We start from the raw sequence: 24,134 nt of genomic DNA, 5'->3' as shown, positions 1-24,134 counted from the left end.
CGTTTATTTTTGTCTGCGAGAAAAAAAGCCAATCAGCGTGTTGATCTGATTGGCTGGGTGACTAGAATTTTTTGTTTAACGTCATGTATAAATAACGTCCTGATGAAGAATGAACGCTGCTTTCATAACCAAAAGTACCAGAGGTGAAAGGTGGTTCTTTGTCACCAATATTTCGCGCTCCTAGTGTTACTTTAGTCTTATTCAACCAGCTGTTTTGTTGGGTAAATGAATAATTTACGTAGGCATCAACGGTCGACCAGTTATCAATTTTTTGATAAACCAAATCGTCACTCTCATCAAAGTAAGACAAAAAGATGTTTTCCAGTTCACTGATATATTTGTATTTTACACCTGCTCCCCAATTGTCTTTTTGCCATTTTAGGCCAATATTACTGCGCCATTCTGGGCGACCATTTTTAGTCAATAAATCACCGGCAGCACCTGGAATACCCACTGCTTCACCGTTAAATAGTACCGCTTCATTGCCCGCTGCCTGGGCATCAACCACGCGTTGAGTGACTGTGTCTAATCCTTGATCAAATTGCTTCAGATTGGCTGCATTAGCGGTAAAGGTAAATTTACCCAGTTCAGTATCTAGTTTATAAAAAATGCTGTAATCGATACCTTTGATTTCACGGGGCAATAAGTTTGTATAGTCGTTAGTAACATACAATATTTCGTTGTTGTCATCGCGTATCACGTTGGCGTTGCTACTGCCATCGACGCGAAGTAGGGCATCGTACAATATCTGGGTCTGGCTACTTAAAATACCTACCACATCTTTTTGCTTAATGTGCCACCAGTCCGCGGTTAACGTTAAGTTAGCCGTAGGTGTGAATACAATACCGGTGAAAGTATTGGTACTGGTTTCTGGTTTTAAATCGTCACTGCCATTGCGTATTTCTAGGGTGCCTTGGCGAATCCCTGAAATTGGATCTGAACGTGTGTTGGAGCGTGAGACATCGACCGCGGTAGTTTGCGGTAACCCCGGCGCTTTAAAGCCTTCAGCATAGGCTGCCCGTAGCTGAACCATATCGTTTACTTGCCAAGCCAATGAGATTTTTGGTTTGGTTATATCTCCGACATCAGAGAAGCGCTCATAACGTGCAGCAAGTTGCATATTCAGACTTTGCACACCGGGTAAATCGGCTAGCAGTGGCACAGCAAATTCTAGGTAAGTAGAAAATACATTGCGACTACCTGATGAGTCAGGTGTTGGGCTACTGCCTAGTACGGTACTGGCAAGCGTTGACTCCTGTCCGGTTACAACATCAATAAAATTGTCGGTGCCGTTTAGTGCATCGCTGCGGGCATCGGAAAAACTTTCGTAGCGGTATTCTATTCCCACCGCCATGCCTACATCGCCCGCTGGTAGAGCGAAAAGATCAGGACGGGATATTTTGAAGTCATATAACGCAAGTTCGGTTTCAGATTCACGCTCAATATTGAACATGAAGCTATCAATCACATCTTGAGGATTGCCAGTGGCATCACCTATGTTTGGATTGTCTAAGCTACCGCCGTTAAAAATATCATAAGCGCTACTTTGATCTGTGCTATTGACCGCTTGCTGGAATAACGTGCTGTTAACGCGATTGGCGGAATCTAGGGTGTGGGCTTTTGAGTACAACAGGGCGGTATCCCAATCCCAGTCTTGAAAGTAACCCCGTAGGCCGGTTAAGAATCGGTAGGAATAATCTTCAACGTTAATTTTGCGTGGCCCAGTATCGATGGGGCGGTACCGGCGCAATGTAACGTCTTCACCAAAAGGATTATAAAATGCATCACTGGATATGGTAAAACGTTGCGCGGTCAGATTTCCACTTTGTTCGCGTAAACGGTCAGCTTCCGCTTGGTAATAAAGCGCTTCACCGTATAACTCGACTTCATCGGTTAGGTTGTGAGTGAGCAGTGCGTATAGATTAACTCGGCTCACCTCGGAGCTTAGGGAGCGCTCTGAGTTGGAATCAAATCTTAACTCGCGATCTAAGCTGCCACCATCGGCACAAATGTTATTACCCAGTGCCACCTCGCAGCCGGCAAACGTGTCAGGCTGAATATGAAACGTGCCTAAGCTGTCAGAGCTAAGCTCAGCCCAAGGGCTAGATGTGGTGCGTCCATCGAGTGACGTATTGCCAACAAATTCTGGTTCCAGGCCCGGAAAATTACGGGTATCAGAGCTTGCGGCATAATCGCGTTCAGATGCCATCAGCATATCTTGCTCGTAAAGGCTGGCACTTAAAGTTAAATGGGTTTGCTCGTTGTTAAAAAACCAGCCGCCAGAGCCTGATAAGCTAATGGTGTCTTTATCAGTGCCATCATTTTTGCCGTATTGTAACTGTAAATCGCCACCGGTATTTTTATCTTTTAAGACATAATTAATAACACCGGCAATGGCGTCCGTACCGTAAATCGCCGCAGCACCGTCGCGCAATACTTCAACCCGCTTCAGGCCGCGAACGGGCAAAGCGTTAGAGTTAACTGTGGTAACGGGCACAAGATCTTCAGCTTGGGTCCCCGGATGAAGTACTAAGCGACGACCGTTTAATAGGGTTAAACTATAGCCCGTGCCGATACCGCGTAAATTGATTGAGGAAACGTCTCCTCGTGCGTCATTTACACCGCCGACAACACGTTCGCTGTTAAAGCTTACTTCGCCTTGCTGGGGCAATTCAGCCAATAAATCAGCACCGCTGGATATTCCCAAATCTTCAAAATCTTCGGCGCTGAAAGTGGTAATGGGTAATGCGCCAGAATCTTGGTTGACGCGGATATTTGAGCCAACCACGCGGATGCGCTCAACACTGGCTTCGCCGTCAGCCTTTTTTGTTTGTGTGCCCGATGTCGCAGTTATCGTAGCATCAGCACCATTGCTGGTATTTGTTGCTTTTGCCTGTGGTACCTCCTGAGATACGCTGTTCTTTTCACGTATGACAAAGGTGCTTGCGGAGCGCTTGATATATTCTAACGAGGTATTTTCTAGCAGAATGTTCAAGGCTTCTTCCACTGTCAACGTGGCAGATATTTCACGCGTGGTTATGGCAGGCGTAATAGCTGAAGAAAACAAAATCTGTGTTTGGCTTTCTTCAGCCAGTTCCAGTAATGCGGAATCAATGTTCTGCGCTGGAATATCAATGTTTTGCGGTCGGTCTTGGGCGGCAAAACTGTGGCCTGTGTGCATCATTAACATGACGCTGCACGCAAGCGTGCTGAGTGTAAATGACTGACGTGATTTCATATGTGTGCCTCTATTATTATTAGAAATGACTGTTCCTATTAGAGGTATACGCAAGGCACAAAATGATCCTCCATAAAAATTGAAATTAGTTTTTAGCAGTCAATTCTATGTAGTTAGGATAGCGCTCGACCTCTACTGGCAGTGCGGCTTCAAGTGCAGATAAAATGCTATCACCGTCTTTTAATTTAAATACGCCGCTTATTTTTAGTTTGCCTAAATCTGTGTTGCGAAGGGTGATTTTTTTCAGGCGATAGCGATTAAACTCAGTTATTACTTTGGATAAGGGTTCATTGTCGAAACGAAAAACGCCCTGACGCCACTGTTGATGAGCGAGCACTTCTTTGGAAGTGACTTTTGCTATCACTTCACTGGTGCCGTTAAATGCACCAATTGAGCCTGCTGCCAATAAGGTTTCAGCTTTATCAAATTCAATTTGATCATCTGAGGGACGTGCTGAGGGCTGCACCGCAACCAAGCCTTCTGTTACCGATACTTTTAGAGTCTGCTCCGATTTACGTACATTAAACTTTGTGCCTATGACGCGAATGGTTTTTTCGCCAGTATTAATACTGAACACACGAGTTGGATCTTTTGCCACATCAAAAAAAGCTTCGCCTCTGATTAACCAAATACGACGTTGTACACCAGAAAAGTCAATGTTGATCGCGCTGTCTGTATTGAGGGTGACGGCACTGCCATCTGGCAAACCAACTGTGCTGATTTCACCGATGGCCGTTTCATATTGAGTCTGTCGTTCATTTGCTAGCTGATATAGTGCATTTGGCTGAGGGACGGCTAAAAACCATACTGCTAACAGGGCACAAACAAAACTTGCTGCCATTCCCATAAACCAATAACCGCGAGGGGATTTGTGCGGCGATTTTGGTGTTTGATACAATTGACCGCTAGTGTCCCAAAGAGCGAGCATGGTATCAAATTCGTGTTGATGTTCAGGGCGTCGCTCACACCAGGCATAAATTTGCTTTTCTTCTTCTGGGCTTAATTCACCTGAATATAAACGAGCTACGAATTTCGCAGCTTGCTGGCTAATCAATTCTTGGTTCACTTCATTATTCATTCTGGCGATACCTTACTTCTGATCACAACCAGAGCAGCAGATATGTATTTTTCTACTGTACTGACTGATACACCTAATGAGTCACTGATTTCTCGGTAACTCATGCCTTCAATTCTGTTTAACATAAATGCCTGTTTGTGGCTGGTTTTAATCTCTGCTAGTGCCATCTCGATTTGTCTTAACTGTTTGCGGTTTTGCAACGCGCGTTCTGGCGAGAAGATGGAAGAAAAAATCGCTGTGTCATGGTCACTGATATGGTTGTCTTTGCAGCGCACTTTTGCTCTGCGATCCCGGTCAATTAAAATATGGCTGGCAATCTGAAAGAGATAGTTGCGGACGGTATCCATTCGACCCGCTAGTTTTTGCTGTAAACCTTCTAACTTTAGTAAGCGTTCGTACACTTCCTGCATAACATCATCGCAATCCCCTTCATTTAATCGCGAGCGCACGCGAATAAAACGGCGCAGAGCACTGCCGTATTCAGCATATAACTGTTCGACTAATTGACATTTTTTATTACCTGCCAAGGTCTGTTTTTTTGCCCGATTGAGGTGAATTACTTTCACGCCTTATCCGTTAAATTACCTTATATTACTACGTATACGCAGTGAATATGAGATCCCTCAATAAATCCTCAACAAATTTTAGCCATCAACACAAAAACGCAGGCGTTTACGATAAGATAAAAACTATGGGTGCGCATATAGCTCGCACGTTATGAGTGAACATGAGAATGAGCAAATGCTAAGGTGAGTAGATGCGTGACGAAATACAAACATTAACCAGTACCGTCATTTATGAAAATAAGTGGATGCGCCTAAAGGAAGACAAAATCCGTCGCAGCAGTGGTAGTGAAGGTATCTATGGGGTAGTGGAAAAACCCGATTTTGTGGTGATTCTACCCGTGCAAGATGGCTATATACATTTGGTTGAGCAGTATCGTTATCCCATCAAAAAACGTTGTTGGGAGTTACCCCAAGGCGCATGGGAACAAAATCCAGATGCAGACCATGCTTTATTAGCGGCAGGTGAATTAAAAGAAGAAACGGGTTTAGTGGCGAATAAAATGCACTATTTGGGACAGCAGTATTTGGCATACGGGTTTTGCAATCAGAAATACCATATCTATTTTGCGACACAACTGACGTTTACCGAAATGAGTCTCGATCCTGAGGAAGAGGGATTAATTACCCAAAAAATCTCTCTGGCTAGTTTTGAAAACATGATTATATCGGGTGAAATTCAAGATGCGTCCACTGTGAACGCTTATGGTATCGCCAAGTTAAAAGGTATGCTGTAAATCTTGTTATTATGTACCAGTACGGTCTTTTGTTCGGCCGTGGGTGTTTAGTCACATTGCGTAGACGTAACAAGGGTAAAGGGCAGAATAAAAATTTATTATCGGCATATGGTGTAATGACCAGCATTTATGATGGAGTGGATATGCAAGCAAGTTATTGGCATGAGAAATGGAAACAAGGGGATATTGCGTTTCACCAATTTAAGGGCAGTCCATTGTTAAAAGCGCATTTTTCAGCGCTGCAATTACCCGTGCAAAGCCGAGTTTTGGTTCCCCTTTGTGGGAAAACCCGTGATATAGCTTGGTTGGTGGCAAATGGTCATCATGTGGTGGCGGCAGAGTTGCACGAGGCCGCTGTGGTGCAGTTATTTGCAGATATGGAAATCGAACCTAAGGTAATGCACCTTGTTGAGCCAGATTTAATCCATTATCAGGCCAATCCCAATGGGCTGAGGATTGATATTTATGTGGGTGATATTTTTCGTTTAACTGAAACATTAATCGGAAAAATTGATGCCGTATACGACAGGGCTGCCCTCGTTGCTTTGCCGTTGATGATGCGCGAAAAGTACACCGGACATATACGCAACTTGACTGATAACGCGCCTCAATTGCTGATCAGTTTTGACTATCAGCAAGATCTTTTACCTGGGCCACCTTATTGCGTTAACAGGGATGAAATTGTTCAGCATTATGGTGATAACTACCGCATTTCATTACTGGCTAGCGAAGACGTCAAAGGTGGGCTGAAAGGTAAGATAGCGGCAAATGAGGAAGTGTGGCTGCTGCAAAAAAATACATAAGAGCGGGCTGTCCAGCAAAATGCCTCGTCTATGATGAGGCATTTTGACTTTCCTCTAAACAAGCATCGTTAATTGCTTAGGGGTTCAAGCACAATCGTTTTGATGGGTTGATTGCGCACGCAGATCTTATTGTGAGATATTTTTTGACAATAGCCGCTGTACACTTTAGCTATGTTCTGGTCAGTTTCTTTCATGTATTGACACGATGCTCGTAGCACCTTTTTTTCACATGCTAGTTGCGCATCTTTATCTACATGGCCCTCATGGGCTATTGCGTTCACACTTAAAAACGCGCTGGCGATCGTGCCCAGTAATATTGGAATTAGGTACTTTTTGTCGTTAATCAATGGCGTGCTATTCATCTTTTATTTTCCTTATTCAGTGCCCAACCATTCACCTTGCTCCCCGTGGAAGCAACCGATAAACATGTTTTCGCCTGGGCTGGCAACATGGTAGTGATAGCCTCTGGTGTCATCGCTGTGTCCTCTACATTCATCAAGATCTGTTTCTTCATATCCCGATGTATCTAACATAGCGTAGATATCGTATCCGTCTAGGGCGTAGCCAATTAAACTTGCGTGACCATCTTCTTCGTCAGGGCCCGTTGAGCAACCCGTGGCGGCATGATAGTGATAGCCGTCAAATGGGTTTATATGCCCACCACAATCGTCAAATGCGGCAATGGTGTAATTACTCAATATGGCGTCAACTGGCGCTTGTGCAGCTAAAATCACCCCGTTGAGGGAAATACCCATATTGTCGTTTACGTAATTGGGGTTGCTCAGCGGTACGGGCGTGACAGGGATCAGCACTGTTTCGCTTATTCCACCGCCGTAATAGTCTAAGTCACATTGTACGCAATAGTTTTGATAGGCCACATCAACGTTTGGTCGTGCCGCTGCTTCACATGACTCTTGGCTGTCAGTGATGTTAACTTTACCTGTGCTCGGATCGTACAGCAACCAGCCATCACCATATAACGAGTCTAGGTTAGCGATGAATGCACCGTCTATGTCATATACCTCACCTGAACCATCGAACCAAATTCCGCCCTGTGACGCATCGGAATCAATCGTAGAAGGGCAAAATGGACCTATTTCATCAACTACTGGTTCGCCTGCTACTGTAATGCGATAACAATTGGTTTGTGTGCCGCCTGATAAGGTGCAACTTTCGGTGGTGATGGTTTCGATCACCGCATCATCAAAAAAATACGGGGACTGTAGGCTTTCTACCAGGGTGTCTGTCTCAGGCTCTGTTACTGTGTCGTCAGTGGTTTGCTCTGCAGATGTATCTGTGCTGGTGGTATCGGTTGTACTGCCACCACAAGCAAACAGTGATAATACGAGGCAATAAATGGTTAAAGTTTGGGCATAGAGAGAAATAGGTTTCATGAGTTTATCTTTGTTTATGAGCTTGTTAACACTTTAGGTCAATAAAACGCAGAAACTGTGCAGTCAATGAGGAGTTACAGCGTATAACCAAACTCCTCAAGAGGTATTACATTAATTTATAGCCGATCCCGTATACAGATTGCAGGATAGATTGAGGGTCATTTGCTAAGGTCACTTTATTTCTGAGATTTTTCATATGACTGTCTATCGTTCGGTTACTCACGATACGTGAATCGTCATAACAGCTATGCATTAAACTCTCTCTAGAAAATACCGCGCCGGGGCGGACAAGTAGGGTTTTAAGTAAACGAAACTCTACCGGTGTGAGCTCAACACCGGTGCCATTTACGGTGCACTCAAATCTTTCCGTATTTATGCTGATATGTTTAAAACTCAATGTATTTGATTCTGGTGTTGGGGCTATAACCGAGGACCTACGCAGCACAGCTTGTACTCTGGCAACGACTTCTCGAGGCGAAAAGGGTTTACACACATAGTCATCTGCGCCAAAACCTAAACCCATCAACCTGTCTATTTCATCAACTCGGGCTGTTAACATAATGATGGGGACTTGAGAAAATTTGCGCACGTCTTTACAGATGGTTAAACCATCTTTACCGGGTAACATTAAATCTAATATTACACAGTTGGGCTGGTCAGATTTTATCACCGCTTCGGCTTCATCTCCCTGATGGACTACACGTGTTGAATAACCTTCTAATGTAAGGAAGTCGACTAGAATTTGTGCAATTTTAGGCTCGTCTTCAACAATTAAGATTTGTTGTTTGCTGTTCGTATTCATTTTTTAGCTGTCTCCAACTCGACTCTGATACATAGTCCTCCCAACGACGAAGGAGATGCGTTGATTTTACCCTGATGTGCGGTGACGATGTTTTTACAGATTGTTAAACCTAGCCCAGCACCTGGAGCCGCCCGGTTTCGTGACGGGTTCTGACGATATAAAGGGTCGAATAATTTGTCACAGTCACCCAGTGGGACACCGGGTAAAGTATCGTTGATTTCAAATATCACTTTATCGGCACGGTAAGTTAGGGATAAAACGATTTCGCCTCCTGCATCGGTATACAAGATGGCGTTGTTGAGTAAGTTGATAAAAAGCTGCTCAAGGCGTTGAGGATCCGCCAAACAATATATTGGTTTTGTTGGGATGTTTGTCGATATTCGTAAGTCTTTCTGCTGTGCCTTTGCGTTCATTGCCGCGCATATATTATCAACACTCTCGCTAATATCCACTTGGTTAAAGTGGTATTTCAACCCACCGACGTCAGACATAGAGAGTTGATAAAGATCGTCCACTAAACGATGTAACAACATAGCTTCATGTTTTAATGAGGCAACTTGTTCGGCGCCAAAGGGGCGTATGCCAGCTTCTAATGCATCAAGTTCGCCAATTAAAATAGTCAGTGGCGTGCGCAGCTCGTGAGAGATATCGGCAAACCAGCGGTTTTTTGCACTGCGGTTTGCATTCAATATATGACTTAAACCATTAAGGTTGCGCATTAATGTGCCCAGCTCGTCGTTACTTAGGGTATCGAGCTTGACATCATAGTTACCTCGGCTTAATCGCTCCACGCCTTGAAGTACGTCATTTACCGGGGCAGTTAAACGCCTAGCGAGTAGAAATGATGCCACACTAGCAAGCAGTAGACACAACAAGCCAATGGCAAGACTGGCATAGCGTTGCTGCATAGAAAACGACGAAGCCAAAGAACGCTCAGGTATGGCGTCTAACCAGCTGCGCAATTCACCGACTTTCTCACCTCTTAGATAAATAGCGTGATTAAGTACCTCTTTTGCATCCGGTTTTGGCTTGACGCCAGATATCCAATTGTCGTGGGCATCAAATAGCGCAGTTGGAGGAGCGTCACTTTGACGGTCTCTAAGGTGAGGCGGGCGACCACCTTGTCTAGGTCCTGGGGGCATCAGTGGGGAGGGTTGAGACAAGTTGGGTGGTCGCCCCCCTTGCCTAAGTGGATCCGCCGTAAGATAGCGCTCTAAACCTGAATCCACTACTCGTTGCCAATTGTGGTCACGTGCATATATCCCAGATAGTTTTTCGCCGAGTAAACTGAGTCGTTGCTGCTCAAGGCCAGCCACGAAATTAAGAAAACCTTGGTCAAAACTCCAGCGCGCTAAGCCTAATGTGATCAGTAACGTCAGAGCGGTTAGCCCAAGAAAGGATAAAAAGACTTTGCGGAATATATTCATGTGCCCAGTATACCTGCGCAAAAGCTGCTGATGCCAGTGTCAGAATGCAGAATAGCCGAGTTCTCCATGCAATCTCCATCGTTTCTGCACATTTGCTTGTTAGTATTTGCAGTAGAATCAATCCGGAGTAAAAAATTATGCAGTTATCAAAAATATTTTTCGTGGTCAGTATGTTAGTAATAAGCAGTGTTGGTGTTCAAGCCCAAGAAGGTCGTGGGCAAGGGAGCGGCGAGCGTCGTCCACCACCGGAAGCGTTTGAGGCGTGCGCTGATAAAGCTGAAGGGGATAGCGTGACGTTCGAAACCAGACGCGGTGATTCACTCAGTGGAACGTGCCAGATGAAGGACGATGCGTTAGTTGCTGTTCCTGACAATGCCAAGCGAGACTAATTTGTGATTTTTACTCATTCTCTAGCCTAATTTTATCAACTAATAAGGATAAGTAGTATGCAGATAAATTCCTCAAGCGGTTCGATTAATGCGCTTTCGTCAGATGTGAGTAAGCCTAAAGGTCCACCACCGCCTCCCCGTGAAGGTGGTGTGCCTACAGGGTTAGAGACGGCTGTTTCTACTCTGTCTAGCGAAGAGCAAAGCGCGGTAACTGACATGTTAGCCAGCCTAAGCAAAGATCAGCAATCTTCGCTGAAGTCTCAGTTAGATAGTTTACGAGATGGTGCGGCTAATTTGTCTCAAGAAGAAATGGGAACGGCATTTAAAGACATCTTGTCAACATTGAGTGCCGGTCAGTCTGAGCCGGCGTCTTTGAATCAAGTGGATACGTTTGCGTAATTGGGACTCACTTTGTTCATGCAATGAAAAATCCTAAAGCCTAAGAAACAGAATTATACTGATTACTTAGGCTTTATTTTTTGCCTACCAACTTATCCGTCTAATACTTGTCTTGAAGCCACTGAATAATTGTTCCGTTAGCTGACAACTCTGCTTGTCTAAAAATTGAATCGTTAATTGCGTCGGCTGGTAAAAGCGTTTAATGGTTCGCTCATTATCTTTACCACTTTGTACCGACGCCACACCGAATGCTTGTGATGCTTTTTTCCCACTCTGTGTTTCTAATATTGGCAGCAATACGTTTTTCAACAGATCAGCGTTTATGTGTTGATAAAATACAATATTGTGAAAATGCTCTTTGTATCGCAAACTCAATCCAATCTGTTCACACAAGGCTTTAAGTTTTTCAACGCTGGCGTCAGAGTCATCATTTGTGTCATCGTTTACACAAATTAGCGAAAAGTCCGTACGTTTTAATGCATTAAATGCATCATCAGTCGCAACGAGATTATGGAATGAACTAATTTGTGAAAGTAACTCAGGCAACCCTTCTTCTTCAGAAAATGTGCGGCCTTGGTTGAGGGCATTGATTCTGCGTTGGTCTAAGTCAACGCCGATCACTTTGTGTCCAAGAGCGGCCATGCATATGGCTGACAGTGCCCCATTATGGCCTAATCCAAACACACTAATTTGCTTGCTATTTCGACACTTCGGGAGCTGATAGTGCTGTTCGCTGCCATCACTGAATGCCACTATACGACTGAATCCTCGGGTGTTATCGACCGCGAGCTGTGGCTGCGTTTGATGAGAGTAGCCGCTGTAGGCTTGGGTAGAATCTAGCTGCTGAGAATCAAACATTTAATTTTCCTTGTAAATTTTAATGTTGATCCTAAGCGAGGTGTCAGGGTCAACATTCTTGTTACTTTGTATTTAGCAGATCCTGTTCCATAATTAATTTAATTATTAAAAACATATGGTTAAGCTATATTTGATGCCTTTTCACATATTGAAATGTTGCAAAATTAAGACAAGTTTACACGCCTAGGTAGACTAATTTACGCTGAGTTGTGGCTAATAAATCGTCGAATATGAGATGTTTTTTTACCCGTATTCCGCTTTAACTGTTATAGCAGGGGAGCATCAGTAAGGAGATCTTTTGTTGAAAGGTATGCTTTTTGTAACGCTAAATGAATTTGTTGATGAGTTATGGGGAAAGGTCAAGGTTATTCAGCATTTGCATACCTAGCTAAGTTACCCATAGATGTATTGAATCGCGACAAAAGTGCTAGTGGATGGTATTGAGGACCATAAAGAAATTCAAAGTACGATTGCGAGATTGATCACCATGTGCCGCGAGTTTGGCATTTCAGTGGTGGCAGAAGGCGTAGAACTAGCAGGGCAGGTTGACCTGTTAAAGCCTTATCAGTGCGATTATATTCAAGGTTATTATTTTAATCATGCGCTACCTAAATGAGTTTAAAAAGCGACTTTTACAACAACCTTTTATTAACTAGTACTTACTGTTTATCTGGGGTAGATCAATTAAAACTAAGACTGCTCCCTGACCGCCCCATTCGAGAGGGGCTTGATGAAAACCTTTGACTGCGGGGTGCTGAATTAGCCAATTCGGCACGTTTTTTTTCAGCACGTAGCTGCCTATCCCATGTACTATGCACACACAATGATAATGCCGTTTTTGAGCAGCATAAATTAGGGCGGCAATTTCTAATTTAGCCTGCTCTTTATTTAATCCGTGTAAATCAAGGATCAAATCTGGTGGGTATTCCCCTCGTCGTAAACGTTTTACCTCAAAGGTATCTGCCCCAGGTTGTACATACTTTAGTGGTTGATCGCAATCGAAATGCCCCTCGAAGCCGTCAGAAAACTGAAAAGTGGCATTCTGTTGCTTGAGGTCGCTTTGCGATACAGGCTTTTTACCCAGATGGGCTGATTTATGCTTGCTGGAAAAGCGTTGAGGCGGTATTTTGTCCTGCTTTATGGGCTTTACATCGGTAAACTCACTACGAAATAGTGCTGTATCGAATGATTCAGGTGCAGAATTTTTTTTCATAGTGGTAAACAAGGTATCGAATATAAGGCAGTCAAGACGGCAAGTTTAACAAAGTCTGGCGGTTGAAACTATGTAAGGCGCTTGTTTAGACTAAACAAATTTAGGTAGAGAATGAATAATAGTGTGGATATTGAACAAGCCGTAAGTGACATGCATTCAATGTTGGATATGGTGCGTTGGGCGGTCAGTCAATTTAATCAAGCAGGTTTGTTTTATGGTCACGGTACTGACAATCCTTGGGATGAGGCGGTTTGCTTGACGCTACACACACTTAATTTACCCCAAGATATGCTGCAGCAAACCGGTGAACAACTTTTTCAAGCTCGCTTAACCGAAACTGAAAAGCGCGCAGTAGCGGTTTTAGTTAAGCGCCGAGTCGAGGAACGTATTCCATTAGCATACTTGATGAATCAAGCTTGGTTCTGTGGTTTACCATTTTATGTTGACGAACGTGTGCTAATACCACGCTCGCCATTTGCAGAGCTAATTGACGATAAATTTGCTCAATGGTTGTCTAGAACCCCTACGCAAATTCTTGATTTGTGCACGGGCGGAGGCTGCATTGCAATCGCACTCGCTTATGCGTTTGAAGATGCAATAGTGGATGCTGTCGATATCAGCCCAGAAGCGCTTGAAGTCGCAGAGTTAAATATTATTGAACATCAGCTAAGCGAACGGGTATACCCGATTAAATCCGATTTAATGGACGCTTTAACAGGTCAAAAATACGACTTGATTATCAGTAACCCGCCTTATGTTGATGCTGAAGACATGGCAGATTTACCAGATGAATTTCATCATGAACCCGAGCTGGCATTGGCGGCTGGAGATGATGGTTTGGACTTGGTTCATAAAATGCTGCGCCAAGCGCCTGAGCATCTAACTGATGATGGTTGGTTGTTTGTTGAAGTAGGCAATAGCCAAATTCATATGGAGCATATTTATCCTGATTTAGCGCTACAATGGGTTGAGTTTACACGTGGTGGTCACGGCGTTTTTGCCATCAGTAGAGCCGATTTAGTGGCGTACTTCGACCAGTAAATGTTTGTAGCAGCGCCTTGATAACATTAACTAAGCATTAGACATAATTCGAATACGAGGAAATCATTACTATGGCTGGCAATACCTTCGGCAAGCTTTTTACTTTAAGTACTTTTGGCGAGAGTCATGGCATTGCAATTGGCGGCGTGATCGACGGTTGCCCCCCTGGATTGGAAATCAGTGAAGCTGATTTGCAAGTCGACTTGGATCGACGTAAGCCGGGCACATCACGCTACACCACTGCGCGCCGAGAAGAAGATGAAGTGCAGATTTTATCTGGTGTGTTTGAAGGCAAAACCACAGGTACCAGTATTGGTTTACTGATTAAAAACACTGATCAGCGTAGTAATGATTACTCCAAAATAAAAGATACGTTTCGTCCAGGGCATGCTGATTATACCTATCAGCAAAAATACGGCCTACGAGATTACCGAGGTGGCGGGCGTTCTTCAGCTAGAGAAACTGCGATCCGAGTAGCGGCCGGCGGGGTAGCCAAAAAGTTTTTAAAAACCCATTTAGGTATCGAGGTCCGAGGATATTTGTCCCAGCTTGGACCCATTAAAATGGACAAGATTGATCATAGTGTGACCAATACTAATGCTTTTTTCTGTCCCGACGAAAGTAAATTGGAAGCGCTAGACGACTACATGCGCGAGCTGAAAAAACAAGGTGACTCCATTGGCGCTAAAGTTTCAGTGGTGGCGACGAATATGCCGGTTGGCTTAGGCGAGCCCATTTTTGACCGTTTAGATGCGGATTTAGCCCATGCAATGATGGGCATTAATGCCGTTAAGGGTGTTGAAGTCGGAGACGGCTTTGCCACTGTGGAGCAAAAAGGAAGCGAGCACCGAGATTTGATGTCCAGCGATGGATTCAAATCAAACCGCTCTGGCGGTGTATTGGGAGGGATCTCAAGCGGCCAAGATTTAGTGGTACACATGGCGCTTAAGCCCACATCCAGTATTAGTGTACCCGGTGAGAGTATCGATATTCACGGGCAAGCAGCTGAAGTGGTGACCAAAGGGAGACACGACCCTTGTGTGGGTATACGGGCTGTGCCTATTGCTGAAGCCATGATGGCATTGGTATTGATGGATCATTATCTGCGTCATCGCGGTCAAAACGCTGATGTGAAGTCCATTACCCCAGTTATTCCTGCGCAAACTAAATAAGCGGCCAGGTGGTATCTTCCCAGGCAGCATATTCCAAAGGTAATTTGGTTATGCTGTCGCTGACCTTCTTTTTATATTTCGGCCAATTCGGTGTGCTGGTCCCTTATTTAGGGGTCTTTCTTGATGGTCGAGGTTTTAGCTCACAAGATATTGGTGAATTGTTCGCACTGATAACGCTTATGCGTATTATCGGGCCAAATTTGTTTGCATCTGTTGCCGATAAGTCCGGTAAGTCCCTACGCATACTGCAGTTTGGCGCTTTTCTCACCTTTGTCACATTTTGCTCAATCTTTTGGTTGGATAGCTTTTGGGGGTTAACCCTAGCATTTGGTTTGATGATGCTGTTTTTTACCGCCATTGCACCTCAAACGGAAGTCATCACCCTCGGCTGTGTGCATGGAGATGCAACCAAGTACAGCCGCATACGTGTGTGGGGAAGCATAGGTTTTATTGTGTTGACTGTTGTGGCGGGTAAGTTGATAGATGTGTTCTCCAGTGACGCCCCCATTTACATCAGCGGTGTCGTTCTACTGAGTTTATTTTTAATCACACTGAAATTAAAAGAAGCTCCAGCAACAGATAATACCCAAGTGGCGGGTCAGTCTATCTGGCGAAAAGTACGCAGTAAGGTGTTTATTGCTTTTATTTTGTCTTCAACATTGATTCAAATTAGCTTTGGACCCTATTACGGTTTTTTTGCGCTATATGCCCGGGATTTAGATTATAGCGGACAAGAAACGGGTGGCTTAATTGCGTTAGGTGTCGCGGCGGAAGTGATTATCTTCTTAATGGCTGGAAAGCTCATTAGTCGGTTCGGAGTTAAGCGCACGCTATTGGTTAGTATGTTGTTTACCGCTGTGCGCTGGTACTTATTGGCCATTGCTGCCCAGTATTGGCCGGCATTAGTGGTCAGTCAGTTGTTACATGCTCTTAGTTTCGGTTTAATACACGCTGCCTCTATTAATTTTATACATCATTATTTTGGTGGGCAATTTCGAAGTCAGGGGCAAGCTCTGTATATCAGTATCGGGTTTGGGATTGGTGGGGCCGCTGGCAATTACGGTGCCGGTTTAATTTGGCATCAAGGGCAGGGGGCTGAGTTAGCGTTTACCTTGGCCACAGGATTCGCACTATTGGGAGCGGCACTGGTTGCCTGTATCCCTAGTCGGCATATGGCCAAATAATTACCTTCGTTAGGTTGACGGAAAAAATGGTTTTTTTGCATTTTTTAACTTAGTTTTTACCTGGATTTTTCTCTGTATGTGGTTGATTTAATATTGATAAAGAAGGGCTCGTTAGACCAGTGGAATGGATAATAAAGGTTGACGTCACTGTGCAGGGTGGTATCCTAACCGCGCTTGAAAGTACGTTTGATATTTATGCACACTGTTTCGATGTTCCATTGTAGTACCTCGTCTTGTATATCATAAGTAATAGCAACACGCTTCAGCACATCTCGCCTTGAAAAAGGTTTTTTTATTACTCTTGAAAATATAGGAAAGACTATGTCTACTACTACTGGTACAGTTAAATGGTTCAACGAATCTAAAGGTTTTGGTTTCATTCAGCAAGAAAATGGTCCTGACGTATTTGCTCACTTCCGTGCAATTACTGGTACTGGCTTCAAAACACTAGCTGAAGGCCAAAAAGTTGAGTTCACTGTAACTCAAGGCCAAAAAGGTCCTCAAGCAGAGAATATCGTAGTACTTTAATTCAAGCTTGCTTGTTTAAATACGAATTCCAAAAAAAGGTAAACTTTAGTTTGCCTTTTTTTATACCTGAAATTCAACAATTTACCTCTAATACAATGTCTGTTGCTCTTTGCTACAAAACTAGGCAGAGCGCGTCCCCTTATTGGAATGCCTCCCATCGCTTAGCTAAATGGTTAGCTCTCCCTTAAGGTTACTGGTCAACCTTTTTTTCATTTCATCAACACTGAGTTCTTTACTTAACAGATAATGTAGCTTTGCTAATGCGGCTTCAGGTGTCATATCACCACCGGATAAAACGCCTACATCTTGCAGTACATTACCGTTGGCATAGCCTGACATATTGACTTTTCCTCGCAGGCATTGAGTGCAGTTTACGATTAATATACCGTCTTCGTTGGCGCGCCTTAGTTCATTTAACAAGGCGGGATTCTGTGGTGCATTACCAACCCCGTAACTGAGTAAAATTAGGGCTTTAACGGGCTGCTGTAAAATGTTTCTTATCACCTCAGCACTGATCCCAGGATACAAGCTCACCACACCCACAGGTTGAGGGGTTACCTTACTTACAACAAGTGGTTGCTGACTGATGGGGGTAACTTTACCTGCTTTTACTTCTATGTTGATGCCTGCTTTAAGCAGCATAGGGAAGTTTGGCGAGCCGAACGCGTCAAAACCATCGGCGTCTAATTTACGGCTACGATTACCGCGAAATAGTTTGTTATTGAAGTACAAACTGACTTCAGCTATAGGGTAGTTAGCGGCTAGATATAGCGCGTTTAATAGGTTCTCTTGGCCATCTGAGCGCAGTTGAGCCAAGGGGATTTGCGAGCCTGTGACTATGACCGGTTTTCCGAGGTTTTCTAACATAAAGGATAATACGGATGCGGTATATGCCATAGTGTCGGTACCGTGAAGAATAATAAAGCCATCATATTTTTGGTAATTCTGCTGGATATCGTTGGCGATTTGTTGCCAGTCTCTGGGACTCATATCGGCAGAGTCAATCAAGCTTTCATATTCGTTGATGGTAAAGTCAGGCATTTCTTGGCGATGAAATTCAGGCATTTTAGCTATGGTATCTGATAGGAAACCGGCAGCCGGTACATATCCTTTCGACGATGGACGCATACCTATGGTACCGCCTGTGTAGGCGACGTAAATTTGCTTTTTCAAGGCGGGAACTCTCATTAAATAAATTATTAGAATTGTAACGTAAGTCGCCGGCTAAGATCCCCTATGAATATATTCGTTCATGCCTATTCAAATTCGATGGGGTAAATCTCACGGGCGGGTTGATGTTCAAATTCACTTAGTAGCTTTGTCATCACTGACCCACCTAACAATGTATCTAAATCATTCATTAGCTGGTTTACATCACCGTGGCGTGCATGACAGCAAAGCTGGTACTGACTGATCAGCCTAGCGAGTGACGTGTTATGTTGGCTGGAAAATGCGTTATCGGCCAGAATAAAAAAATAAGCGCTACCCCAATATGCAGCAGGATATTGCTTTTGATTCATTAGACGACGAGCGATAGCAGCAGGGGGTAAGTCACTTTTAAACCATTTTAAATGAGGTGCTATTTTTTTACGGTAATGCTGCTCAGGAGTACCGTCTAATATGCCTGCTTTGCCCATGACTTGATATTGCATGAAACTGGCAAATCCCTCGGCTAGCCACGCATATTTTTCACCTAAATATGGGATCGCAAGGTGACTAATTTCATGATATATCGTCCAATCGTCGATGAATTTTTGTAACGGGAATCGACTATCTACATGTAAATAAATACGTTGCGGATTATCTCGCCGAGTATATGCCCAAGGTACAGGTTGATTCGATTTTTTAGGCACTAAGTGAAATATTAAGCGTGAAGGGTATACGCCTAAAGCATTTCTTGTGGCGTTAACTCCTGTTTTAACCCATTGTTTTAGAACTACTTTTTTTTCATCGTCAAATCGAGATAAACCATGAATTTCAAATTTGTCGAACTTTCCTTGATTAATCTGTTCGATGGTATTGGCAACATGCAGGCTTCTGCTCTCAACACTGTCGTGAAAACCTTGCTGGGCGTACACCTTCCCTAAGAACGCAAGCCAAACGAGGGATATAATCCCACATGAAAGATATGCCGACTTGCTAGTTGAACGACTCATAGGGCTTAACTCAGTCGCCTGTTGAATAGCTGGATTGCCATTTGATAGCAGCTAAGTGCAATAGCTGGGTCGTATCTGTCCCCTTCGTCGCGCATAAAAGCATGTTGAGCATTTAACTCGTGCCAGGAATATAGCAGGTTGTGATCTTGCATTGTGGTGTTGATAAGCTCTCGCCCTTTCCGGGAAACATGGGGATCTTGTTTGCCAAATATCATGCATAATTCAGCATTAATAATGTGGCATTGGCTCAACGAGTCGTTACCTAGCTCGCAGGGCAATGTATTTGAGTGAATATCTGTGGGGTAAAGACAAAATGCACCCTCAATTCGCGAATTTAGTGCGGCACGAAATGCTAAATGGCCACCAATACATACCCCCATGGCACCCACCCGCCCGCTGCAATAGATTTGCTCGTCTATAAAACGAATCATACTTTGCGTGTCACTGTCATGCTGCTCTAATGGTTTAGAAAATTTGTCGGCATTGCCTTTATCTTTGCCCGCATCGTCATAGGCCAGAACCGTACCGACCGGATTTAGTTCATGAAATACTTCAGGTACTAACACGACAAAACCGTGACCAGCCATTAGTTTAGCGCTGCGCGTGATAGGGGCAGTCTCTTGAAATATCTCCGAGTAGAAGATAATAGTGGGATAGGTACCACTTTCCAGCGGACGATAAACGGAGGTTTGCATATTGCCAGTGGGGGTCGAGATAAGTGTTTGGTGAGATTGAATGATCATGAAGGATAATTACTGAGTTTAGAGTGAATGCAGGTAGAATAATGCATGCGGTAAATGGTTTGAAGGAAAACATCATATACCGTTATTTCTAGCGCCGCCGTCGATGGCGATATTGGCTTTTGATTAAAGTCACTATCTACCAATGAACTTAGTGGCCAAAGCTGCTACATTAGCGCCGCACAAATTCATCAATAGGAGTAATTATATGTTTAACGTAAATGAATATTTTGAAGGTAACGTAAAGTCTATCGCATTTGATACTGCAGTGGGTAATTCGACGTTAGGCGTGATGGCTCCAGGCGAGTATGAGTTCGGTACCTCTCAGCACGAGACCATGAGTGTTGTTAGCGGTGCAATGACCGTTAAGTTACCAGGCGCAAACGAATGGGAAACCTTTGTTGCGGGTCAAGTTTTCAAAGTTGAGGCGAACGTAAAATTTCAAGCTCAAGTGTCAGTTAACACTGCTTATCTTTGTGACTATGTTTAAGCATACATTTTTGAGTTGATTTAAGGTATGCAAAAAACCGTTAAGAAGCTTGATCAAAATGTGATTAAAGCACTGACAAACGTCTGCGAACTAGCTAAACAGCAAGTCTTGGGGTTTGAGTGGATAACGCATACTGCAAGTTATGCGCGTTTTCCTAGCAGCTTAGCGGTGATTTGCGTGTTTGATACTGACGCGTCGCTAGCGCGCGCTAAATTGGAAGAGCAAGATGTCTTTTTACGTCGCCAGATCCAAGCTCAATTATTGAAAGTAGGGGTTAAGTTAAAGGATGCTCGGCATCATGTGCGCTTTGATAGTGAGCAGGCATGTGCAGCGCAAAATAACGGCAACTGGCAATTACGCTTAAAAACGCACTGATGCGCCTAAGCTAAAACGTAGAATTTATGCTGAAATTTTGGTTTAAAGAATTCCCGCAATATCCAGCGGATCATATCGACTATTGGCGCACTCGTTTGATTGCCCATGCTTTACTTATCACCACATGTTATTTTTTGATCCTCACCGTTATCAATATTGTGACTTTCAATGATCATCACTTAGCTTTACTTGATGGTGTTGGGTTACTCGTTTCACTGGGCATTTTCGTTTGGTTTCGTGGAACAGGTAAGGTTGATAGTGCATCCTGGGCGCTAACGATATTAGTCACAGCTTTAATACTTTTGTTTGTCGTTACCGCAGGTGGTTATTCCCATTCGTTATTCTGGGCAAGCCTTATTCCGCCTTTTGCATTCTTCCTTATCGGACGCACATGGGGAACGGTGATAAGTGTTTGTGCTTTTGTTGTCTGTGCGGTGTTAGTTTTTTTACAAGTAGAAGCCCAGCAATCAGTCACTTTTAATACTGGGTCGCTGCTAAACGTCATCGAAGTGTGTATTGCACACATATTATTGTTTCGATTTTACGAGCGCACTCGTTCGTCGGCATATCAGCAGTTGGCCATTCGAAATGCTGAGATTATTAAAATGGCTGAAATTGATAAGTTAACCGGCCTGTTTAACAGAGATAAATTAGATACAGTGCTAGCCGAATGCATGCAATCATTGACAGATGACAGTGCCCTAAGTGTGATGATTATAGACATTGATCACTTTAAAAGTATTAATGATCAGTATGGTCACTTAGAGGGGGATCGGGTGTTAAGCGCCCTCGCTGTGCAATTGAAGCAGGTGATACGTGATAGCGACATTATCGCACGTTGGGGAGGAGAAGAGTTTGTTGTTGTATGTGCGAATACGCCTTTAGGTGAAGCAATGGAACTTGCGCAACGTCTTCGCAAGGGTATTGCGAAACACGCGACTGCCAAAAAGTCGTTGACTATTAGTATAGGGGTGGCTGAGAACTGTGTTGGTGATAGTGCCGAATCATTGTTAGATCGTGCTGACAATGCGCTATATCGAGCGAAGCGAGAAGGGCGTAATCAAGTTTTTACGGCCTGATGTCCATAGGCCAAATTCACCAGTTCAGAATCCAAGACAATTCAACCAATTTACGCCACGTTAATATAGATTCAGGAACCCGTGTGACTCAACATAATACAATACCAAGTGTGACATTTCGCTTTCTAAGCTTAGATAAAATGCAAGCATATACGTTAACCAAGGAAGTCGAAGGTGCAAGCTATCGTGAGCTGGATAAAGCAGGGCGATACGAGGGCCGGGTGAGTTTGCAAGAGGATCGGTTAGACGAGCTAAATATCTTTTTTGTGCGTCAGCAGATCAGTTTAAGTGATTGTGATATTCATATTGAGGCGGCAGATGTTTTTTGCGTTGAGGTGTCAACGCCTTCCATCGTCAACAAGCTACTCAAACACATAGATTGCCAACTAACGTTTTCATTCAAACGTAGATAAAAGTTGGCAGAATGAAAGGTGTCTTAATCGCTAATCCTTTTTATTTGCTAAGCGTTCAATAAGAGCTTTATGTTGTGGGTATTTTTCAAGTAATTCAGCTTGACTAACATCTATCATATCTTCTTTCTCCCACCCAGGGGCGACGGCCTCACTGACTAATCCATACGCTCCCTCAGTGAGTTCAGCGGCTTTATATGTACCACCAGGCACAGCTAATTGAAGTTGCTGACCATTTGCTATATCTGGGCCAACCACCACTTTTTCATAATGTCCATCTGGGTAAATCATGTGATACGTGATGGGGTAGCCCATATGATAAAACTCGATCCCATCTGAGTACTTGGTGTGAAAGTGATCGATCTTGTTATCTTCGCTCAACATGTAATAAATGGCGGTCATGGTGTTGCGATCGCCTCTAGGTGTGGCAATTTTGTCTCTGTGATTTGCTTTAAATGACTGGCGAAAATATCCCCCTTCGAAGTGATGTTCTAACTGTAATAGCTTGATAACTTGTTCTTTAGTCAATTCTTGAGTTTGCATGTTAGTTTGAGCAGCAAGGCTGCCTACATAGAGAGAGGCAGCGAGTAGGCTTGCATTGAGTAAGCTAGGACGAAAGGCCTTAATAACCAGATGATAAATGTAGGAGGAAGCGGCAGGTTGCATCGTTGTTATTATCCTGGATTGAGTTTCTGGAAAAATTTCGGTGGCACTACATAAGCATAAGAGGGTAAATTTGTGTATTGTTCTTATTTTAGCTGTAAGGTGATTTTCTCATCTAAGGTCACTGTTTTAGCGTCGACTCTGTCGATAATTTTTATGATGGTGGTTTGTACTGTCTCGTCTTTACGAATATCGCCAGTGCTACTGAAGTTCTCAACCATAGGCTCAGCGGCTTCTTGTTCTATAAATGCCACTTCTACCTTGGTCGCCAGCTCTGCAGTGGGTCCAAAATAGCGAATGCTAATCATAGGGTAACCATGGAATCCGCGTTTTACACGTTTTTCGATACGTTTTTGTGCTTTATCTACATTCATTTATTTTTTACTCATTGTACTTTTTGAAGGGCTAGAGGTTAAGTAACCCATACTACATTAAATATAAGGTTTTCAGTCATTAGACGAACTAATTTACGACCCGTGTCTTCAAATTGTAGTAACACACGTCTAGGTTACCATTACCTTTAAAGTGGAAAAACGGGTTGCTGAGTGATCTTCCACTCGCCAGTCTATTGATGACCGCCTCGGAGCGTTCGTTTTGAACTTGTACCTGAATGCGTGCTTCGTCTGGGATGTCGTTTGCTAATTTGGCCCAGCGAATGCCAGTGCGTTTACTCGGTTCGTCAATAACTCCGCTCGCATTATTCACCGAAGCACGTTTAATTTGCTGAACGTTATCCATACCGTAAATCACTTTACCTAACACACTCATATTTCTATCCAGATGGCGGGGCGCCTGACCAATTGTTATATAAAATTCAGAGCTGGCGCTATTGAGCTCATTGTTACGGCCCATAGCCACGACACCGGGACAGTGCAGCAACCATTCCTGTTTAGTGTTGGGGTCACGACCAGCGGCAAAACCATGGAGAAAACCGGTTTGTGAGGCAATAAAATCAGGGGACTGCACCAACATAAATTCGTCTGGGGAACTGGACTCGTTTATTGAACGGCTTAATTCTGCGGGTAGCTGCTTAGTATATTTATGCTGCTTGTTTCCGCTGACATCACCGCCTTGGGCTACAAAACCATCAATAACGCGATAAAAATCGAGTCCATCGTAGAAGCCAGCTTTGACTAAGGCTTTAAATTGGGCCACGTTAACAGGAGACATAAATGGCGCGAGTTCAATAATCACTAGGCCTGTTTCGAGCTGCAGGTAAATCAGAGCATCCGGCTTGGGAGTGCGCCATTCCTCTATTCCCCCTAGGAGTCCTTGGGCGTCTTGGATTTTCTTTGTTTGAGCGTTGGATGCGGATATACCCAAGAGCAGACTGAGTATGAATAGGGATTGAAAAATGATACGTGATAAAAGCATAGTGAATATTTTTCGGTTAGC

General features: G+C 43.8%; 28 protein-coding genes. 13 read left to right on the top strand and 15 right to left on the bottom strand.

All coding sequences use genetic code 11. The features are described 5' to 3' along the window. Positions 1–61 precede the first annotated feature (61 nt). The 3 genes from GPLA_RS03065 to GPLA_RS03055 all read right to left on the bottom strand — a co-directional run bounded on the left by GPLA_RS03065 (position 62) and on the right by GPLA_RS03055 (position 4,882). Complete coding sequence (locus tag GPLA_RS03065) at positions 62–3,238, bottom strand: TonB-dependent receptor (RefSeq protein ID WP_007103349.1); 3,177 nt, start codon at positions 3,236–3,238, stop codon at positions 62–64. 85 nt (positions 3,239–3,323) lie between these two features. Then, positions 3,324–4,316 (bottom strand): FecR family protein, encoded by a 993-nt coding sequence (locus tag GPLA_RS03060; RefSeq protein ID WP_007103348.1) that lies wholly within the window; start codon positions 4,314–4,316, stop codon positions 3,324–3,326. Beyond that, positions 4,313–4,882 carry an RNA polymerase sigma factor gene (locus GPLA_RS03055; protein WP_007103347.1) on the bottom strand — a complete coding sequence of 190 codons (570 nt, stop codon included), beginning with the start codon at positions 4,880–4,882 and terminating at the stop codon, positions 4,313–4,315. The genes GPLA_RS03060 and GPLA_RS03055 overlap by 4 nt, the downstream gene beginning before the upstream one ends. Before the next feature lie 191 nt (positions 4,883–5,073). Between GPLA_RS03055 and GPLA_RS03050 the strand changes: the two genes are divergently transcribed. Next, positions 5,074–5,616, top strand: a complete 543-nt coding sequence (locus GPLA_RS03050; protein WP_007103346.1) for an NUDIX domain-containing protein — start codon at positions 5,074–5,076, stop codon at positions 5,614–5,616. Between the two features lie 143 nt (positions 5,617–5,759). Further along, complete coding sequence (gene tmpT, locus GPLA_RS03045) at positions 5,760–6,419, top strand: thiopurine S-methyltransferase (protein ID WP_040513853.1); 660 nt, start codon at positions 5,760–5,762, stop codon at positions 6,417–6,419. Positions 6,420–6,487: 68 nt separating this feature from the next. On the opposite strand, the gene GPLA_RS03040 is transcribed toward tmpT, so the two are convergent. The 4 genes from GPLA_RS03040 to GPLA_RS03025 form a co-directional block, all read right to left on the bottom strand. Next, positions 6,488–6,781 (bottom strand): hypothetical protein, encoded by a 294-nt coding sequence (locus tag GPLA_RS03040; protein WP_007103344.1) that lies wholly within the window; start codon positions 6,779–6,781, stop codon positions 6,488–6,490. A 12-nt stretch (positions 6,782–6,793) separates the two neighbouring features. After that, the gene (locus GPLA_RS03035; protein ID WP_007103343.1) at positions 6,794–7,813 is read right to left on the bottom strand and encodes a YHYH protein; all 1,020 of its coding nucleotides are present in this window, start codon (positions 7,811–7,813) and stop codon (positions 6,794–6,796) included. Between the two features lie 106 nt (positions 7,814–7,919). After that, positions 7,920–8,615, bottom strand: a complete 696-nt coding sequence (locus tag GPLA_RS03030; RefSeq protein ID WP_007103342.1) for a response regulator — start codon at positions 8,613–8,615, stop codon at positions 7,920–7,922. Beyond that, positions 8,612–10,042 carry an ATP-binding protein gene (locus tag GPLA_RS03025; protein WP_007103341.1) on the bottom strand — a complete coding sequence of 477 codons (1,431 nt, stop codon included), beginning with the start codon at positions 10,040–10,042 and terminating at the stop codon, positions 8,612–8,614. Before GPLA_RS03025 ends, GPLA_RS03030 begins: the two co-directional genes overlap by 4 nt. A gap of 137 nt (positions 10,043–10,179) precedes the next feature. Between GPLA_RS03025 and GPLA_RS03020 the strand changes: the two genes are divergently transcribed. Next, positions 10,180–10,431 carry a hypothetical protein gene (locus GPLA_RS03020; protein WP_007103340.1) on the top strand — a complete coding sequence of 84 codons (252 nt, stop codon included), beginning with the start codon at positions 10,180–10,182 and terminating at the stop codon, positions 10,429–10,431. A gap of 57 nt (positions 10,432–10,488) precedes the next feature. Then, complete coding sequence (locus GPLA_RS03015) at positions 10,489–10,830, top strand: hypothetical protein (RefSeq protein WP_007103339.1); 342 nt, start codon at positions 10,489–10,491, stop codon at positions 10,828–10,830. 84 nt (positions 10,831–10,914) lie between these two features. Here GPLA_RS03015 and GPLA_RS03010 read toward each other — a convergent pair whose 3' ends face one another. Then, positions 10,915–11,688 carry a Rossmann-fold NAD(P)-binding domain-containing protein gene (locus tag GPLA_RS03010; protein WP_007103338.1) on the bottom strand — a complete coding sequence of 258 codons (774 nt, stop codon included), beginning with the start codon at positions 11,686–11,688 and terminating at the stop codon, positions 10,915–10,917. A 430-nt stretch (positions 11,689–12,118) separates the two neighbouring features. Between GPLA_RS03010 and GPLA_RS23855 the strand changes: the two genes are divergently transcribed. Further along, complete coding sequence (locus GPLA_RS23855) at positions 12,119–12,304, top strand: EAL domain-containing protein (protein WP_007103337.1); 186 nt, start codon at positions 12,119–12,121, stop codon at positions 12,302–12,304. Positions 12,305–12,340: 36 nt separating this feature from the next. Here the strand turns inward: GPLA_RS23855 and smrB are convergent, their stop codons facing one another. Beyond that, positions 12,341–12,901, bottom strand: a complete 561-nt coding sequence (gene smrB / locus GPLA_RS03000; RefSeq protein ID WP_007103336.1) for an endonuclease SmrB — start codon at positions 12,899–12,901, stop codon at positions 12,341–12,343. 111 nt (positions 12,902–13,012) lie between these two features. Here smrB and prmB point away from each other — a divergent pair, with 111 nt between their 5' ends. From prmB to cspE, 4 genes are all read left to right on the top strand, one after another. Continuing rightward, positions 13,013–13,942: a 50S ribosomal protein L3 N(5)-glutamine methyltransferase gene (gene prmB, locus GPLA_RS02995; protein WP_007103335.1), complete on the top strand. Its 930-nt coding sequence runs from the start codon at positions 13,013–13,015 to the stop codon at positions 13,940–13,942. 71 nt (positions 13,943–14,013) lie between these two features. Further along, positions 14,014–15,114, top strand: coding sequence for a chorismate synthase (gene aroC / locus GPLA_RS02990; RefSeq protein WP_007103334.1), 1,101 nt, complete (start codon positions 14,014–14,016; stop codon positions 15,112–15,114). A 50-nt stretch (positions 15,115–15,164) separates the two neighbouring features. Further along, the gene (locus tag GPLA_RS02985) at positions 15,165–16,298 is read left to right on the top strand and encodes an MFS transporter (protein ID WP_007103333.1); all 1,134 of its coding nucleotides are present in this window, start codon (positions 15,165–15,167) and stop codon (positions 16,296–16,298) included. A gap of 321 nt (positions 16,299–16,619) precedes the next feature. Continuing rightward, positions 16,620–16,826 (top strand): transcription antiterminator/RNA stability regulator CspE, encoded by a 207-nt coding sequence (gene cspE, locus GPLA_RS02980; RefSeq protein ID WP_006994582.1) that lies wholly within the window; start codon positions 16,620–16,622, stop codon positions 16,824–16,826. A 165-nt stretch (positions 16,827–16,991) separates the two neighbouring features. Here cspE and ansA read toward each other — a convergent pair whose 3' ends face one another. The 3 genes from ansA to GPLA_RS02965 all read right to left on the bottom strand — a co-directional run bounded on the left by ansA (position 16,992) and on the right by GPLA_RS02965 (position 19,725). Continuing rightward, entirely contained in the window at positions 16,992–17,999 is a 1,008-nt protein-coding gene (gene ansA, locus GPLA_RS02975; protein WP_007103332.1) for an asparaginase, read from the bottom strand. An 83-nt stretch (positions 18,000–18,082) separates the two neighbouring features. Then, the gene (locus tag GPLA_RS23850) at positions 18,083–18,982 is read right to left on the bottom strand and encodes a hypothetical protein (RefSeq protein WP_226993043.1); all 900 of its coding nucleotides are present in this window, start codon (positions 18,980–18,982) and stop codon (positions 18,083–18,085) included. A 5-nt stretch (positions 18,983–18,987) separates the two neighbouring features. Then, on the bottom strand, positions 18,988–19,725 hold the full coding sequence (locus tag GPLA_RS02965) for a dienelactone hydrolase family protein (RefSeq protein ID WP_007103330.1): 738 nt from the start codon (positions 19,723–19,725) through the stop codon (positions 18,988–18,990). A gap of 205 nt (positions 19,726–19,930) precedes the next feature. Between GPLA_RS02965 and ppnP the strand changes: the two genes are divergently transcribed. The 4 genes from ppnP (at position 19,931) to GPLA_RS02945 (ending at position 22,079) form a co-directional block, all read left to right on the top strand. Next, positions 19,931–20,212 carry a pyrimidine/purine nucleoside phosphorylase gene (gene ppnP, locus GPLA_RS02960; protein WP_007103329.1) on the top strand — a complete coding sequence of 94 codons (282 nt, stop codon included), beginning with the start codon at positions 19,931–19,933 and terminating at the stop codon, positions 20,210–20,212. Positions 20,213–20,239: 27 nt separating this feature from the next. Beyond that, on the top strand, positions 20,240–20,587 hold the full coding sequence (locus GPLA_RS02955) for a hypothetical protein (protein WP_007103328.1): 348 nt from the start codon (positions 20,240–20,242) through the stop codon (positions 20,585–20,587). A gap of 26 nt (positions 20,588–20,613) precedes the next feature. Next, the gene (locus GPLA_RS02950; RefSeq protein WP_007103327.1) at positions 20,614–21,666 is read left to right on the top strand and encodes a GGDEF domain-containing protein; all 1,053 of its coding nucleotides are present in this window, start codon (positions 20,614–20,616) and stop codon (positions 21,664–21,666) included. Between the two features lie 83 nt (positions 21,667–21,749). Beyond that, a complete protein-coding gene (locus tag GPLA_RS02945) occupies positions 21,750–22,079 on the top strand; it encodes a hypothetical protein (protein ID WP_226993042.1) in 330 nt (109 codons plus the stop codon). A gap of 30 nt (positions 22,080–22,109) precedes the next feature. On the opposite strand, the gene GPLA_RS02940 is transcribed toward GPLA_RS02945, so the two are convergent. From GPLA_RS02940 to GPLA_RS02930, 3 genes are all read right to left on the bottom strand, one after another. Next, positions 22,110–22,619, bottom strand: coding sequence for a cupin domain-containing protein (locus GPLA_RS02940; protein WP_153810525.1), 510 nt, complete (start codon positions 22,617–22,619; stop codon positions 22,110–22,112). Between the two features lie 206 nt (positions 22,620–22,825). Then, a complete protein-coding gene (locus GPLA_RS02935; RefSeq protein ID WP_007103324.1) occupies positions 22,826–23,113 on the bottom strand; it encodes a hypothetical protein in 288 nt (95 codons plus the stop codon). Between the two features lie 88 nt (positions 23,114–23,201). Then, entirely contained in the window at positions 23,202–24,113 is a 912-nt protein-coding gene (locus GPLA_RS02930; RefSeq protein ID WP_007103323.1) for a peptidylprolyl isomerase, read from the bottom strand. Positions 24,114–24,134: the final 21 nt, after the last annotated feature.

The organism is Paraglaciecola polaris LMG 21857 (assembly GCF_000315055.1).
Lineage (GTDB): Bacteria > Pseudomonadota > Gammaproteobacteria > Enterobacterales > Alteromonadaceae > Paraglaciecola > Paraglaciecola polaris.
This window is presented reverse-complemented; position numbering and strand designations above follow the sequence as displayed.

Coding starts and splice junctions, on each gene's coding strand:
- GPLA_RS03065 (WP_007103349.1), bottom strand. CDS start 3,238: ATGAAATCACGTCAGTCATTTACACTCAGCACGCTTGCGTGCAGCGTC.
- GPLA_RS03060 (WP_007103348.1), bottom strand. CDS start 4,316: ATGAATAATGAAGTGAACCAAGAATTGATTAGCCAGCAAGCTGCGAAA.
- GPLA_RS03050 (WP_007103346.1), top strand. CDS start 5,074: ATGCGTGACGAAATACAAACATTAACCAGTACCGTCATTTATGAAAAT.
- tmpT (WP_040513853.1), top strand. CDS start 5,760: ATGCAAGCAAGTTATTGGCATGAGAAATGGAAACAAGGGGATATTGCG.
- GPLA_RS03040 (WP_007103344.1), bottom strand. CDS start 6,781: ATGAATAGCACGCCATTGATTAACGACAAAAAGTACCTAATTCCAATA.
- GPLA_RS03035 (WP_007103343.1), bottom strand. CDS start 7,813: ATGAAACCTATTTCTCTCTATGCCCAAACTTTAACCATTTATTGCCTC.
- GPLA_RS03030 (WP_007103342.1), bottom strand. CDS start 8,615: ATGAATACGAACAGCAAACAACAAATCTTAATTGTTGAAGACGAGCCT.
- GPLA_RS03025 (WP_007103341.1), bottom strand. CDS start 10,042: ATGAATATATTCCGCAAAGTCTTTTTATCCTTTCTTGGGCTAACCGCT.
- GPLA_RS03020 (WP_007103340.1), top strand. CDS start 10,180: ATGCAGTTATCAAAAATATTTTTCGTGGTCAGTATGTTAGTAATAAGC.
- GPLA_RS03015 (WP_007103339.1), top strand. CDS start 10,489: ATGCAGATAAATTCCTCAAGCGGTTCGATTAATGCGCTTTCGTCAGAT.
- GPLA_RS03010 (WP_007103338.1), bottom strand. CDS start 11,688: ATGTTTGATTCTCAGCAGCTAGATTCTACCCAAGCCTACAGCGGCTAC.
- smrB (WP_007103336.1), bottom strand. CDS start 12,901: ATGAAAAAAAATTCTGCACCTGAATCATTCGATACAGCACTATTTCGT.
- prmB (WP_007103335.1), top strand. CDS start 13,013: ATGAATAATAGTGTGGATATTGAACAAGCCGTAAGTGACATGCATTCA.
- aroC (WP_007103334.1), top strand. CDS start 14,014: ATGGCTGGCAATACCTTCGGCAAGCTTTTTACTTTAAGTACTTTTGGC.
- GPLA_RS02985 (WP_007103333.1), top strand. CDS start 15,165: ATGCTGTCGCTGACCTTCTTTTTATATTTCGGCCAATTCGGTGTGCTG.
- cspE (WP_006994582.1), top strand. CDS start 16,620: ATGTCTACTACTACTGGTACAGTTAAATGGTTCAACGAATCTAAAGGT.
- GPLA_RS23850 (WP_226993043.1), bottom strand. CDS start 18,982: ATGAGTCGTTCAACTAGCAAGTCGGCATATCTTTCATGTGGGATTATA.
- GPLA_RS02965 (WP_007103330.1), bottom strand. CDS start 19,725: ATGATCATTCAATCTCACCAAACACTTATCTCGACCCCCACTGGCAAT.
- ppnP (WP_007103329.1), top strand. CDS start 19,931: ATGTTTAACGTAAATGAATATTTTGAAGGTAACGTAAAGTCTATCGCA.
- GPLA_RS02955 (WP_007103328.1), top strand. CDS start 20,240: ATGCAAAAAACCGTTAAGAAGCTTGATCAAAATGTGATTAAAGCACTG.
- GPLA_RS02950 (WP_007103327.1), top strand. CDS start 20,614: ATGCTGAAATTTTGGTTTAAAGAATTCCCGCAATATCCAGCGGATCAT.
- GPLA_RS02940 (WP_153810525.1), bottom strand. CDS start 22,619: ATGCAAACTCAAGAATTGACTAAAGAACAAGTTATCAAGCTATTACAG.
- GPLA_RS02935 (WP_007103324.1), bottom strand. CDS start 23,113: ATGAATGTAGATAAAGCACAAAAACGTATCGAAAAACGTGTAAAACGC.
- GPLA_RS02930 (WP_007103323.1), bottom strand. CDS start 24,113: ATGCTTTTATCACGTATCATTTTTCAATCCCTATTCATACTCAGTCTG.